The organism is Aeromonas sp. 600724, from assembly GCF_049175135.1.
Lineage (GTDB): Bacteria > Pseudomonadota > Gammaproteobacteria > Enterobacterales > Aeromonadaceae > Aeromonas > Aeromonas veronii_A.
In genome coordinates, this window is sequence record NZ_JAAKUM010000008.1 from 68,177 (window position 1) to 81,553 (window position 13,377).

A 13,377-nucleotide genomic window follows, 5' to 3' on the forward strand; every position below is an offset into this window, starting at 1 on the left:
TATGTCTGTCATTAATCGGATCCCTGCCGTTGAAATCAGCCAGCCAGCCGGAGCTCACGGCACCGTTGGCCGGATCCATTCCGTCGAAACCTGCGGCACTGTCGATGGCCCGGGAATACGCTTTATCGTATTCATGCAAGGCTGCCTGATGCGCTGCAAGTACTGCCACAACCGCGATACCTGGGATACCGAAGGTGGCCGCGAAGTGACCGTACCGGAGTTGATGAGTGACATCACCAGCTATCGCCACTTCATGAATGCCTCCGGCGGTGGCGTGACAGCGTCCGGCGGTGAAGCCATGCTGCAACCGGCTTTCATTACCGAACTCTTTACCGCCTGCAAAGAGAAAGGGATCCACACCTGTCTCGACACCAACGGCTTCGTCCGCCATCTCGACGAACAAGTGGACAAGCTGCTCGACCAGACCGATCTGGTGCTGCTCGACATCAAACAGATCAATGACGAGAAACACATTCCGCTGACCCACGTCAGCAACAGATACACCCTGGAGTTTGCCCGCTATCTGGCAGCCAAAGGCAAGACCATGTGGATCCGCTACGTGGTGGTACCGACCTGGAGCGACGACGACGAGAGCGCCGAAGGGCTGGGCCAGTTCATCGCCGAGCTGGGCGAGAGCGTGGAGAAGGTGGAGCTGCTCCCCTACCATGAGCTGGGCAAACACAAGTGGGACGTACTGGGCGACCCGTACGAGCTGAGCGGGATCAAGCCCCCCAGCAAGGAGACCATGGAACGGGTCAAGGGCATCCTCGGCAAGTACCACAACAACGTCAAATATTGATGGTAAAAGCAGGCTGACTCGTCAGCCTGCTCTGCTATGGGCGGTTGGGAAGGCCGCCCGGACTCTACTGCATGAATGGACGACAAGATGAGTGAAGGACAACTCGCTGCCCTCCTGATCTGGCTGGTACTACTGGCCTTCAGCCTGCGCCGCTCCCTGTGGCAGACCCTCCATGACAACCCCCTCTATCAGCACCTGCTGCTGGGCAGTGCCATCGCGCTGGTGCCGCTCTGGTATCTAAGGGCCGGTCTGCATGAGGGGCTGGAGGTCCATTTTCTCGGGCTCACCTCCCTCACCCTGCTGCTTGGCTGGCGGCTGGCACTGCTCGCCCCCTGCCTGACCCTGCTGGTGCTCGGTTACTTCGGCGTCACCAATCTGGCCGATTTTGGCTGGCAGGCACTGGTTGGCATCGCCCTGCCGGTGGCCACCAGCTGGCTGCTGTTTCTGGCCAGCTGGGCCTGGCTGCCGCGCCATCTCTTTGTCTATATCTTCGTGGCCGCCTTTCTCGGCGGCGCCATCACCATCTCGGTCAAGGTGGCCGCCAGCGCATTGCTGATGGGGCTAAGTGACAGCTACCCCTGGCACACCATCACGGCGGATTACCTCTCCATCTGGCCACTGCTGCTGTTCCCCGAAGCGCTGCTCAACGGCATGGCGATGACGGTGCTGGCCATCTACCGCCCTCACTGGGTCAATACCTTCTTCGACCGCACCTATCTGGGCAAGTAGCTCTCTCTTTCCTGATCTGCGCCCATAAAAAAGGAGAGGCCATCGCCTCTCCTTTTGGTATTCAACATGGTGCCAAATCCCGGCTTAGTGCAGCTTCAGGGTCGGGCGCAGTACCCGGTTGATGCGACCCACCAGCATGATGAGGCCGGTCTTGACGTAGCCGTGCAGGGCGATCTGGTGCATCCGGTAGAGGGAGATGTAGACCAGACGGGCAATGTAGCCCTCCACCATCATGGAGCCGCGCATCAGGTTGCCCATCAGGCTGCCCACGGTGGAGAAGCGGCTGAGGGAGACCAGCGAACCGTGGTCGTGGTAGAGGTAGGGCTTCATCTCGCCGCCGTTCATCTTGGCCAGGATGTTCTTGAACGCCTGGCTGGCCATCTGGTGGGCAGACTGGGCGCGCGGCGGCACGAACTTGCCATCCGGCTGCGGGCAGGCGGCGCAGTCACCGATAACGAAGATGTTCTCATCACGGGTAGTCTGCAGGGTCTCTTTCACCACCAGCTGGTTGATGCGGTTGGTCTCAAGGCCCGCGATATCCTTCATAAAGTCAGGTGCCTTGATACCGGCCGCCCACACCATCAGGTCAGCTTCAATCAGCTCGCCATCCTTGGTGTGCAGACCTTCGGCAGTCGCTTCGGTGATCATGGTGGCGGTACGCACGTCCACACCCAGCTTGACCAACTCCTGATGGGCGGCGCCGCTGATGCGCTCCGGCAGAGCCGGCAGAATGCGCGGGCCCGCTTCCACCAGGGTCACCTTCAGGCTGTCGGTGGTGAGGTTCTTGAAGCCGTAGGCGTAGAGCTGCTCGACCGCGTTGTAGAGCTCGGCAGAGAGTTCTACGCCGGTTGCGCCGCCGCCGACGATGGCAATCTTCACCTTGTCGCCCGGCTTATATTCGGTGGCGAACTGCAGGAAGCGGTTCATCATGCTGTTGTGGAAACGGTGCGCCTGGGAGGGGCTATCGAGGAAGATACAGTGATCCTTGATGCCCTTGGTGTTGAAGTCGTTGGAGACAGAACCGATGGCCATCACCAGATAGTCGTAGGGCAGTTCGCGCTCGTTGACCACGATGTCGCCATTGTCGTCGTGGATCGGTGCCAGCACGATGCGTTTATCGTCACGCTTGATGTCGGTCAGGGTGCCGAGCTGGAAGTCGAAACCGTGGTTCTTGGCGTGAGACTGGTAGCTAAGAGCATCGATGCCCGCGTCCATGGAGCCGGTGGCCACTTCGTGCAGCAGGGGTTTCCACAGGTGGGTGCGGTTGCGATCGACCAGAGTGATCTTGGCCTTGTTCTTCTTGCCAAGCTTGCGACCCAGAGTGGTGGCCAGCTCCAGGCCACCGGCGCCGCCGCCTACAACGACAATATTCATCATGATGATTTTCCTCGGTTCCTCAAAACGAAAGGGAGCCATTGGCTCCCTAAAACGAAATCGGTCGACGTGATGGATCAGGCTTCTTTGAAGGCCTTCATCCGCTGCAGATGATGCGAGATATTTTTGAACTTATGAGTCTCGCGCTCATCCCACACGATGTCGTAATAGTTCTTCAATTCACGTTCAGTGTCCCGATTATCGCGCACTTCATCCTGAACGGAAAGGATACACAGGCAGTTTCCTGAATTTTTCTTACGAAATTCAGTTACACACTTGGTACCGATATCGTCATATTCTTCCGGCCGGTCGATCTTGCCCTGCATGTTCTCTTCCGGATGGAGGTTGGGGTTGAAGATCACCTGGCGAATGCCGCACAGAAAGCCGATCCGCTCGCTCCAGTAGCCACCAAGACCCACGCCGCAGATCAGCGGTTTGGGATCAGTACTCATATCGAGCTGTTTTTTCACTTCCTTGAGCAGATGGCTCATATCATGACGGGGGTGAACCGTGCTGTAGTGCACGAAACGCACATCATCATCAATAAACTGCAACTGCAGCACTTTCTCGTGATTGCCTGGGCTGGTGGCATCAAAGCCATGCAGATAGATGATCATGGATAAGACCTCAGGATCTGTGTCGGTTTTATCGAAACTACCCCAGCGGCGGCCCCGTGCGCCACCAAAACATCCAACTTTCTTGCTTTGGATCACGCCCCCGCCCCCGATTGCGCCCAGCAGCCCGCGAGCGCCGTCACATGCAGAGGGGCGCATTGCGAGCAACCCTCTGGTGCCTGGCTATCAAAGTGAGATCGCCAGACCAATAATGATAAATCCCTTACCAATCTGAGATGCCCTCACCTCCTTCCCCTGCCAGTAGCCGGACACTTATCTGGCCGGTATGTGACTCATCCCGCAAAAACAAGGCGTTATCGCCAAACGTTTTCTCTCGTGAGCAGCGTTGTGCATGTTTTGTGCACTGACCATGGCCTGCACCGGATCCCTTTCTCTTACCCATCCCGATGAGTCCAGCGATCCACGCACTCGATAACATCAATGACCGGGAAAGCTGCGGCTTTCACTATCTTGCCTGTAGCAGTTGCGCGGGCTTCAAGGAGTGATCTGTTCATGAACGAGACCAATCCCCCCTCCCCCCGACCGGGTGCGCGCAAGCACCCGGTGGATGAAGTGGAGCGCATGCTCCCCATGGGCCAACTCTTTACCCTGGGCCTGCAACATGTGCTGGTGATGTACGCCGGCGCCGTGGCGGTGCCATTGGTGATTGGCGGCAGTCTGGGGCTGCCCAAGGATCAAATCTCCTACCTCATCAGTTCGGATCTCTTCTGCTGCGGCATCGTCACCCTGCTGCAATGTGTCGGGATTGGCCGCTTTGCCGGGATCCGGCTGCCGGTCATCATGTCGGTCACCTTTGCCGCCGTGATGCCGATGCTGGCCATCGGAGCCAACCCGGATCTGGGGCTGACGGGCATCTTCGGCGCCACCATTGCAGCCGGTATCATCTCGACCCTGCTGGTGCCGCTGATAGGTAGGTTGATGCCGCTCTTCCCCACCGTAGTGACCGGAGTGGTTATCACCTCCATCGGGATCAGCATTATGCAGGTGGGGATCGACTGGATGGCGGGGGGCAAGGGTAATCCGGAATATGGCAGCCTGCGCTATATCGGCACCAGCTTCCTGGTGCTCGTCTTTATCCTGTTGGTGACCCGCTTCACCAAGGGCTTTTTCAGCAATATCTCGGTGCTGCTCGGGATCATCTTCGGTTTCGTGGTGGCCATCGCCATGGGCGAAGTGAGCCTCGATGGCCTCGGCGAGGCAGCCTGGTTTGCCCCCATAGTGCCCTTCGCCTTCGGCTGGCCCACCTTCGATCCCATCTCCATCGCCACCCTGACGGTGATCATGCTCATCACCTTTATCGAATCCATGGGGATGTTTCTGGCCCTTGGCGACATCGTCGGCCATCCGGCCAGGCGCGGTGATATCGTGCGCGGGCTGCGGGTGGATGGCATCGGCACCATTATTGGTGGGATATTCAACAGCTTCCCCCACACCTCCTTCTCCCAGAATATCGGTCTGGTGAGCGTGACCGGAGTATCTAGTCGCTGGGTCTGTGTGATGTCGGGGGGGATACTGCTCGCCTTTGGCCTCATCCCCAAGATGTCGGTGCTAGTCGCCTCCATCCCGCCCTTCGTACTGGGGGGCGCCGGTATCGTCATGTTCGGTATGGTGCTGGCAACCGGGATCCGCATCCTGGCGCGCACCGATTACAACAGCAACCGCCACAACCTCTATATCGTCGCCATCAGTCTCGGAATTGGCATGATCCCGACGGTCTCCGGGAATTTTTTCCAGCAGCTTCCGGCGCAGCTACAACCGCTTTTTCATAGCGGTATCCTGCTGGCCACCATCAGTTCGGTGCTGCTCAACCTCTTCTTCAACGGCTATCAGCCGGATCTGACTCACCAGACCCGCCCCCTGTTCGTTGGCCCCATCAAACCGCAACAAAAGCAGGCATAACAAACAGGCCCCCGGACAGCGAGACTGTCCGGGGGCCTGTTGTTCATATCACCGCAGACCCAATCAGGCAGGCAACTGCGCGAAGCGCTCAACCGCATGCGCTACCTGTGCCAGACTCCCCTGCCAGAAGGCGGCCTCACGGATATCCTGCCCCAAATGCTTGGCTACCAGATCTTCGGCGCTCATCCGGCCGGTATCGCGCAACAAGGCGCGATACGCCTCGGCCACGCCCTCTTCCCCCGCCGCCTTGCGGCTCATCAACTGCTGATAGACCCCGAGGCTGAACAGATAACCGAACAGATAGGGATAGTTGTAAAAGCCCAGCCCCGCGATGGAGAAGTGCGCCTTGGCCGCCCAGAACATGGGGTGATAGCGGGTCAGGCTCCCCTCATACCAGCGTCCCCACGCCTCGTCGGTCAACGCCTTGAGCCGCTCTGCCGACACATAACCCTGCGCCCGCTCGGCCACCAAGGCCTGCTCGAAATCGAAGCGAGCCGGGATATTGACCAGGAAGGTGGCCGCACCGTCGGCCTCGGCCCAGGTGATGGCCAGCTGCTCTTCCGGGCTTTGCGCCTGCTCGAACAGGGCGCTTCGCACCAGGGTTTCGGCGAAGATGGAGGCAGTCTCCGCCAGCGTCATGGGGTAGCTGCGCTGACTCATCGGCAGATCGCGGATCACCCAGTTGTGCCAAGCGTGACCCAGCTCATGGGCCAGCGTAATGACATTGTCCATGGTGCCGGCATAGGTGACGAAGACCCGCGGCTCGACCGGTTCGGCAAACTTGGTGCAGTAGGCACCGGTGCGGCGATTTGGCGTGGGCGCCGCATCAATCCACCCCTTCTCGGCCATCATACGGGCAAACGCCCCCATCTCGGGATCGAATCGGCTAAAGGCATCGGCAATCAACTCGATCGCCTCATCAAAAGGAATGTCGCGGCTGCTGGAAGCAGGCGGCGGCGCAAAGAGATCCTCCGGCCCCAGATCGTCGAGACCAAGGCGCTCGGCCATCAGCCCCAGGGCGCGCTGACCCAACCCACGGGCTCGCCAGGTTTCGCTCATCAGGGCATCGAGGGTGGCTCGCTCGATATGGCTCTGATGGCAGGAGAGATCCAGCGCATCGAGCACACGGGTGTTGCCACGCTGACGGGCCAGCTCCAGCCGCCAGCCGTTGAGGGCATTGAGGATAGCCGCAACCGTCTCCTGCTCCCCTTCCCAACCGGCGCTGATGGCATCAAAGGCTTCTAAACGCAGCGCACGTATCGGGCTGGAGAGCAGATTGCTCGCCTCGGCCAGCCCCATCTCGCGGCCATCAATGGTCAAGCGGATCTTGCCCACCAGATCGTTGTAGAGGTTGCCCCAAGCGTGCAGGCCATCGGTGCCCAGACCGATCACCAGCTGCTCCGCCGCCACCGGCAGGCGCTGATCCTGCAAACGACGCTCGTGGCGCAGGCGGAACGCCTCCTCACCGAGCAGCGGATCACTCATCAGCGCGGCGAATTTCTCTTCCGGCAACGCCAGCATCAGATCTTCCACCGGCGCCAGCGTCTTGAACAGATCGGCATTAAGGGCGCGGGCACGGGACGCCAGCTGTTTGGCCTGCGGATCCCGCGCATCCTGACTGCCGCGGCACCCGGCCAGAATGGCGACGTTCCAGCCGATATGGCGAATATCACGGGCGCGCAGCCGCACTTCCCGCAAGAAATCCAGCAGCGCAGCTGCATCGTCGCGTACCCCGTCCAGACCCGCCATATAGCTGGTCAGCTCTTCCAGCGCGTGGCGGGCGGCGCGCATGTCCGCTTCCAGCTCTGGGCTGTCGAGGCCCGGGTAGATATGGTCATTATTCCACTGTTGTTGATACATAACTTCTCGCAAAGACCTTTATCGGGAGGCACAACAGACCTGCGGGCAGCAAGTCTGAGACCGAGCGTCCCGCTGGCCAAAAAATGAAGAGAGGAAAAAAGAGAACATGGCCCGCAAGCTCGCTTATCCCTTGGCCGGGGCAAGACGGCTCACCAGCGTAATCACGGCAACCAGCAGCAGACCCGCCACCACACCGGCCACGGCGTTGAGCAGCGTCGGCGTCACCGCCGCCAGTACGGTCCCTACTGTGGGCAGGGTGGCGACAACAGCGGCTGCGCCTTCAATCAGGTGATGGGCAAAAGGCCAGCCATGCACCAGAATGCCACCGCCCACCATAAACATGGCGATGGTTCCGACCAGTGCCAGCAGGTGCATCAGGCGGGGCGCCGTCACCAGCAGTCCCTGCCCCACCGCGCGGCGCAGGGCGCTACCATCAGGCTTTTGCAGCAGATGCAGACCGATGTCATCGAGCTTGACGATCAGCCCCACCAACCCGTAGACCCCAATGGTCATCAGCAGGGCGATGCCCGCCACTACCGAGAGCTGCAGCGCGAGGCTTGCTCCCTGTACCGTGCCAAGGGCGATGACGATGATCTCGGCAGAGAGAATAAAATCGGTGCGGATCGCTCCCTTTACCTTCTGCTGCTCGAAGGCCACCAGATCATCAGGAATGGGGGCTGTATGTGCCTCACCCTCGCTCACTTCATGAGGCAGGAACTTGTGGGCCAGCTTCTCGGCCCCCTCAAAGCAGAGGTAAGCACCTCCCAGCATCAAGAGTGGCGTGATAAGCCAGGGCACCAGCGCACTGATGGCGATGGCGGCGGGCACCAGAATCAGCTTGTTGCGAAATGAGCCCTTGGCCACCGCCCACACCACCGGCAGCTCCCGCTCGGCACGCACTCCGGAAACCTGCTCCGCGTTGAGGGCCAGATCGTCCCCCAGCACCCCGGCAGTCTTCTTCGCCGCCATCTTGGTCATCAGCGCCACGTCATCAAGCACGCTGGCGATATCATCGAGCAGGGCCAACAAACTGGTTCCAGCCATATCAAAGATCCCTTATATCAGTGAGAAACGTCTTCCCGAAAAATGTCTCGCGCTTGTTCACCACGACCTTGGTCATCAGCGCCACGTCATCAAGCACGCTGGCGATATCGTCGAGCAGGGCCAACAAACTGGTTCCGGCCATATCAGAGATTCCTTATATCAGTGAGAACAACCCCGGGAGAGAGGTGTACGTCCCGATAACCACCGGGGTCAAGAGGGCCACCTCATGGCGATGGCAGGCCATCATCGGCCGAGCCAAGAATCCGGCGCTCGCCATCGGGGGGTTACGTCTTTCGGGCAAAAGATGGCACAGTGTAACGAGAAGCTGCCGTTTCGGCAGCACCCCTGAGCCATTTGTTCCTGGTTCCCTCTGAATCACATCAAGGAGTTCCCATGCCACCCTGGCAACCTCTGATCGATTTCTGGTTTGGCGACGAAGCCGATGACGTCCTGCGGGCCACACGGCAAGCCCCGCTCTGGTGGGGAAAAAGCAGCGAAACGGATGCCCTGCTGGCCAGCCGCTTTGGCGAGCTGGCAGAGGCCGCAGCCAAGGGCAGTCTCGCCCACTGGGCCGATCTCCCCAGCGGTCGGCTGGCGCTGATCCTGCTGCTCGACCAGTTGCCCCGCAATATCCATCGCGGCACGCCTGCAGCCTTTGCCCGGGATCCGCTGGCACGGGATCTCTGCCTGAAAGGGCTGTCCATCGGGGCGGACAAATCCCTCTCACCACTGGAGCAGGTCTTCTTCTATCTGCCGCTGGAGCATGCCGAATCCCGGGAGCAGCAGGCCAGAAGTGTGGCGCTGTTCGAGGCACTGGCTGCCGAGCAAGCTGGCACATCGGCGCAGGCGACCTTTGCCGGATTTGCCGACTTTGCCCGCCGCCATCAGGTGATCATCGAACGCTTTGGCCGCTTCCCCCACCGCAACGACATTCTGGGTCGCACCAGCACACCGGAAGAGGCGACATTTTTGCAGCAACCGGGCTCGGGCTTCTAAGCAGGCCATATAAAAAATCCCCGCCAGCTAGCTGGCGGGGATAGCAGATGGATAACAACTCTCGGCGTTACTGAATGCGATAGCGGGATATCTGCTGGTGGATGCTCTCGGTGGTGACATTGAGCTCCTCGGCTGCGGCTGAGGTCTCCTCCGCTGTGCTGCTGGTTTGCTGCACGACCTGAGCAATCTGCTCTACCTGGTGAGCGATCGACTCGGCGGCCGAACTCTGCTCGCGGATGGCATTGGTGATCTCGCCCACCTGCTCCATCACCCGGTGCGACGCACTGCGGATCTCGGCAATAATGGCGCCACTCTCGGTAGCCATGGTGACCCCCTGGCTCACCTTCTCCTCCACCAGATGCATGCGGGAGACCGTATTGTTCGACTCCTGCTGGATCGCCTCTACAGTGGCAGATATCTCCTGAGTGGATTGGGCTGTGCGCTCAGCCAGTTTGCGCACTTCATCTGCCACCACCGCAAAGCCACGGCCGGACTCCCCGGCCCTCGCCGCCTCAATGGCCGCGTTCAAGGCCAGCAAGTTGGTCTGCCCCGCCACATCACGGATCACGTTGACCACACCGCCAATGCGCGAAATGCCCTCACCCAGCGCAATGACCTCGGCCGAGGCCTGCCGAATGGAGTCGGCGATCTCGTTGATGGCATGAACGGTACGATCTATGGTTCTGCTTCCTTCGCTAGCCAGCTGCCCTGACTCATTGGTGATACGGCTCGTCTCCTGGGTACGCTGGGAGATATCTGTGATGCTGACAGTCATCTCTTCCACACCGGCGGCGATCAGACTGGTAGCATCATTGGCCTGACTGGCCGAGCTGGCGAGGTGCTGCGCCGCTTGAGAGAGGGATTCGGCAGTGCTCTTGATCTGCAAGCTGCCGACGGAAAATTCGGTAAATGTCTGTTGCAGCGTATCGAGCAACCGGTTGACCGCATTGAGGGTCAGACCAATCTCATCCTGCTGTTTCACATCCGCTCTGAGGGTAAAGTTGAGGTCGCGCTGGATCCGGGTCAGGGTATCCATGGCGGTGCGAAGAGGATTGGCCACCTGATTGAACAACCAGACAAACAACCCCATCGTCAGCACAATGGTGCCACCGGCGATAAACAGCAGGGTTTGCAGGCTGTTGTCGTAGTTCTCCTGGCCCTGCTTCTTGAGCGCCAGTCCCAAATCCATATTGAAGTTGACGTGAAGCTCGATTGCCTTGGCAAACTGCTGGAACACTCTGGTGGCTTCTCCCGCCAGCATGTCTCGCGCTTCATCGTTCTTGTTTTGTCTGGAGAGCTGCAGAACCTTGTCTATCTCCTGATAATATTGCGCGACAATACGTTGATCATCGTCGGTCAGGCGCCGATCTTCATCATTGGAGAGCATCTCAGCTTTGTATTTGTCGAGCAGTGAAGTGATCTGTCCCTGTATCTCGGTGATACCCGTTTCGATCTGCTGCATCTTGCCGGTGTCGGTATTGAGCACATGTGTCTGCACCAGCGAGTGCAATTCATAGAAATCGGCCTGCACTTCCTTAATCAGCGAAATACTGGGCACCGTATTGTCCGTCACATAGCCTAAATCCCGGTTGGCCGAATCGAGGCGGTTGATACTGAACCAACTGAGAAAAATGAGCGTCAGCATCACCAGCAGCGCGATCAGTTGCAGTCGACGAGCAATATTCATAACCGTACACTCCAGATGAAAACTATCTAGCAGTGTAGACGAGCCATAAACAACAACGGCCCGCATTGGCGGGCCGTTGTTGTTTATTTTTCATAGCGTTGTGATCAGGCCTTGGCTGGCTCACTCTCGCCCAGCGCGACGGTTTCACCCAGACTGTCTTCGGTCTTGGCAACCACACTGGCGGCGATGGCATTGCCCAGCACGTTGGTGGCAGAGCGGCCCATGTCGAGGAAGTGGTCGATCCCCAACAGCAGCAGGATGCCCGCTTCCGGAATATGGAACTGATTCAGGGTGGCGGCAATCACCACCAGAGAGGCGCGCGGTACCCCGGCCATCCCCTTGGAGGTGACCATCAGCAGCAGCAGCATGGTGATCTGCTGGGCCATGGAGAGCTCGATGCCATACGCCTGGGCAATGAACATCACCGCGAAGGTGCAGTACATCATGGAGCCGTCGAGGTTGAAGGAGTAACCCATCGGCAGCACGAAGCTGGCGATGCGCTTGTCACAGCCGAACTTCTCCAGACGATCCAGGGTCTTCGGATAGGCCGCTTCGGAGCTGGCGGTCGAGAAGGCAAGCAGGATGGGTTCGCGGATCATCGCCAGCAGTTTGATGACGCGACCACGCAGGAAGACGCTGCCCATGGCGATCAGCAGCAGCCAGAGGCAGGCCAGCGCGATATAGAACTGGGCCATAAAGCTGCCGTAGGTAACCAGAATACCCAGCCCCTCTTTGGCTACCATGGCGGCGATGGCACCAAACACCGCGAATGGCGCAAAGTTCATCACGTAGCCGGTCACTTTCAGCATGATCTCGGCAGCGCTGGCCATCAGCACCACTACCGGCTTGGCCAGATCGCCGAGCGCAGCGGCGGCCAGACCGAAGAAGAGGGAGAAGACCACGATCTGCAGGATCTCGTTGGTGGCCATTGCCTCTACCACGCTTTTGGGGATGGCGTGGGTCACGAAATCTTTCAGGGTAATGGCACCGGCAGCAATGCCCGAGCTGGCGGTGTCATTGGGCAGGGAGAGCGAAAGCCCCACACCCGGCTGCATCAGGGTAACCATCACCAGACCCAGGCTCAGGGACATCAGGGAGGCCAGCATAAACCAGCCGAGGGTCTTGGCACCGATACGCCCCACGGTGCGGGTGTCGCCCATCTTGGCGATACCGACCACCAGGGTGGTGAAGACCAGGGGAGCGATGATCATCTTGATCAGTCGCAGGAAGATATCGGTCAGGATCGTGATGTTATTGGCAAAATCCGCAGCCTGATCTGCGGCAAACATGCGATAGCCCTGGCCGGTGAGGATGCCAAACATCATGGAGATGAGGATGGCGACCGTCAGTTTATTCATTTTCATGGGGGAGTCCCGGTTTTGATTGGTGCAAGCCGTAAACGGTGGCATGGGAGCCACAACAGTCCGTTTTTGTGATCCGAGCCGTTGATTCCTGGCGGCTGGTATGCTGGGAGAATGCCTAAAAGCAGGGGGTAAATCTAGAGGCTTTCTCCAGAATTTTATCCTGCCATTAGGTGTATGTGATATAGATCTTGCAAACCACCAATATTAATCACTGTTTATTTTGATTTCGGCGAGATATTTCGCATTCAGAGTTCGCTCATCGAGTGCCCGTGGCAACAGGCGAAAAGTGAGCAGCGCCGAGATGGTATGCAGCACCTGCATCTGGGCCATAAAGAGATCCGGTTCATCTTCGTCAAAGCCGAAGATCGGCCGTGATGGGGACACCCTGACGGCATCACGGTTAATGGTCAGCTCATCGACCTTAAGCCAGGAGTAACCCTCTGCCAGTGCCAGCTCCCCTGCCCGCTTGAGCACATATTTGCGGGCGGTCTCCCTGTCCACCAGATCGTTGCCGACAAACTCCAGCTGCCACTTGTCCGGGCCAAGCCGGGTCTGGGAAAAACCGGTCTGGCCGTTCCAGAATGACTTTTCACTCTCGTAAGGGGTGGCGCAGCCCACCAGCAGCAGGGTGAGCATCAGCAGACAACAGGGTTTAGATACGGATGCAGACACGAGAGGCCTCGCCAGGCAAATGAGCAACAGAGTCGTTACTACACCATAAAGCGCGGTGGCAGTACAATCTGCTCACGCCAGCAGCGACCAGCGTGCATCACCACTGGCTTCACGCCTGTGCGGCAAATCGCAGGCAAAAGAAAAGGCCTTGTCGTTTGACAAGGCCTTTACCGGGGAATTTGGTCGGTGTGAGAGGATTCGAACCTCCGACCCTCTACACCCCATGCAGATGCGCTACCTGGCTGCGCTACACACCGACGGAGTCAGCTCGGCTGACGGGGGCAGAGTTTATGGAGATGACCCTGCCCTGTCAACAGG

General features: G+C 59.1%; 12 protein-coding genes and 1 tRNA gene. 4 read left to right on the forward strand and 9 right to left on the reverse strand.

What is annotated here, in order from left to right:
• Window position 1: 1 nt before the first annotated feature.
• Together pflA and G5168_RS09330 are read left to right on the forward strand one after the other, a co-directional pair.
• Complete coding sequence (gene pflA, locus G5168_RS09325) at window positions 2–799, forward strand: pyruvate formate lyase 1-activating protein (RefSeq protein WP_005333994.1); 798 nt, start codon at window positions 2–4, stop codon at window positions 797–799.
• A gap of 87 nt (window positions 800–886) precedes the next feature.
• Window positions 887–1,528, forward strand: a complete 642-nt coding sequence (locus tag G5168_RS09330) for an energy-coupling factor ABC transporter permease (RefSeq protein WP_005361550.1) — start codon at window positions 887–889, stop codon at window positions 1,526–1,528.
• Between the two features lie 84 nt (window positions 1,529–1,612).
• On the opposite strand, the gene G5168_RS09335 is transcribed toward G5168_RS09330, so the two are convergent.
• Both G5168_RS09335 and ycfP read right to left on the reverse strand, forming a co-directional pair.
• Window positions 1,613–2,905, reverse strand: a complete 1,293-nt coding sequence (locus tag G5168_RS09335; protein WP_421252119.1) for an NAD(P)/FAD-dependent oxidoreductase — start codon at window positions 2,903–2,905, stop codon at window positions 1,613–1,615.
• Window positions 2,906–2,979: 74 nt separating this feature from the next.
• Complete coding sequence (ycfP, locus tag G5168_RS09340) at window positions 2,980–3,519, reverse strand: alpha/beta hydrolase YcfP (protein WP_005334000.1); 540 nt, start codon at window positions 3,517–3,519, stop codon at window positions 2,980–2,982.
• Window positions 3,520–4,029: 510 nt separating this feature from the next.
• On the opposite strand from ycfP, the gene G5168_RS09345 reads away from it, so the two are divergent.
• Complete coding sequence (locus G5168_RS09345; RefSeq protein ID WP_421252120.1) at window positions 4,030–5,436, forward strand: nucleobase:cation symporter-2 family protein; 1,407 nt, start codon at window positions 4,030–4,032, stop codon at window positions 5,434–5,436.
• A gap of 63 nt (window positions 5,437–5,499) precedes the next feature.
• Here the strand turns inward: G5168_RS09345 and G5168_RS09350 are convergent, their stop codons facing one another.
• The 3 genes from G5168_RS09350 to G5168_RS09360 form a co-directional block, all read right to left on the reverse strand.
• Window positions 5,500–7,296, reverse strand: coding sequence for a M3 family oligoendopeptidase (locus G5168_RS09350; RefSeq protein WP_421252121.1), 1,797 nt, complete (start codon window positions 7,294–7,296; stop codon window positions 5,500–5,502).
• A gap of 123 nt (window positions 7,297–7,419) precedes the next feature.
• A complete protein-coding gene (locus tag G5168_RS09355) occupies window positions 7,420–8,340 on the reverse strand; it encodes a DUF808 domain-containing protein (protein ID WP_421252122.1) in 921 nt (306 codons plus the stop codon).
• Between the two features lies 1 nt (window position 8,341).
• Complete coding sequence (locus G5168_RS09360) at window positions 8,342–8,482, reverse strand: hypothetical protein (protein ID WP_021231002.1); 141 nt, start codon at window positions 8,480–8,482, stop codon at window positions 8,342–8,344.
• Window positions 8,483–8,733: 251 nt separating this feature from the next.
• Between G5168_RS09360 and G5168_RS09365 the strand changes: the two genes are divergently transcribed.
• Window positions 8,734–9,336 carry a DUF924 family protein gene (locus G5168_RS09365; RefSeq protein ID WP_421252123.1) on the forward strand — a complete coding sequence of 201 codons (603 nt, stop codon included), beginning with the start codon at window positions 8,734–8,736 and terminating at the stop codon, window positions 9,334–9,336.
• A gap of 67 nt (window positions 9,337–9,403) precedes the next feature.
• On the opposite strand, the gene G5168_RS09370 is transcribed toward G5168_RS09365, so the two are convergent.
• From G5168_RS09370 to G5168_RS09385, 4 genes are all read right to left on the reverse strand, one after another.
• Complete coding sequence (locus tag G5168_RS09370) at window positions 9,404–11,023, reverse strand: methyl-accepting chemotaxis protein (protein WP_421252124.1); 1,620 nt, start codon at window positions 11,021–11,023, stop codon at window positions 9,404–9,406.
• Window positions 11,024–11,127: 104 nt separating this feature from the next.
• Window positions 11,128–12,387 (reverse strand): dicarboxylate/amino acid:cation symporter, encoded by a 1,260-nt coding sequence (locus G5168_RS09375; RefSeq protein WP_005334018.1) that lies wholly within the window; start codon window positions 12,385–12,387, stop codon window positions 11,128–11,130.
• A 204-nt stretch (window positions 12,388–12,591) separates the two neighbouring features.
• Complete coding sequence (locus tag G5168_RS09380; RefSeq protein ID WP_421252149.1) at window positions 12,592–13,023, reverse strand: CC0125/CC1285 family lipoprotein; 432 nt, start codon at window positions 13,021–13,023, stop codon at window positions 12,592–12,594.
• Between the two features lie 216 nt (window positions 13,024–13,239).
• Window positions 13,240–13,316: transfer RNA gene (locus G5168_RS09385), tRNA-Pro, on the reverse strand.
• Window positions 13,317–13,377: the final 61 nt, after the last annotated feature.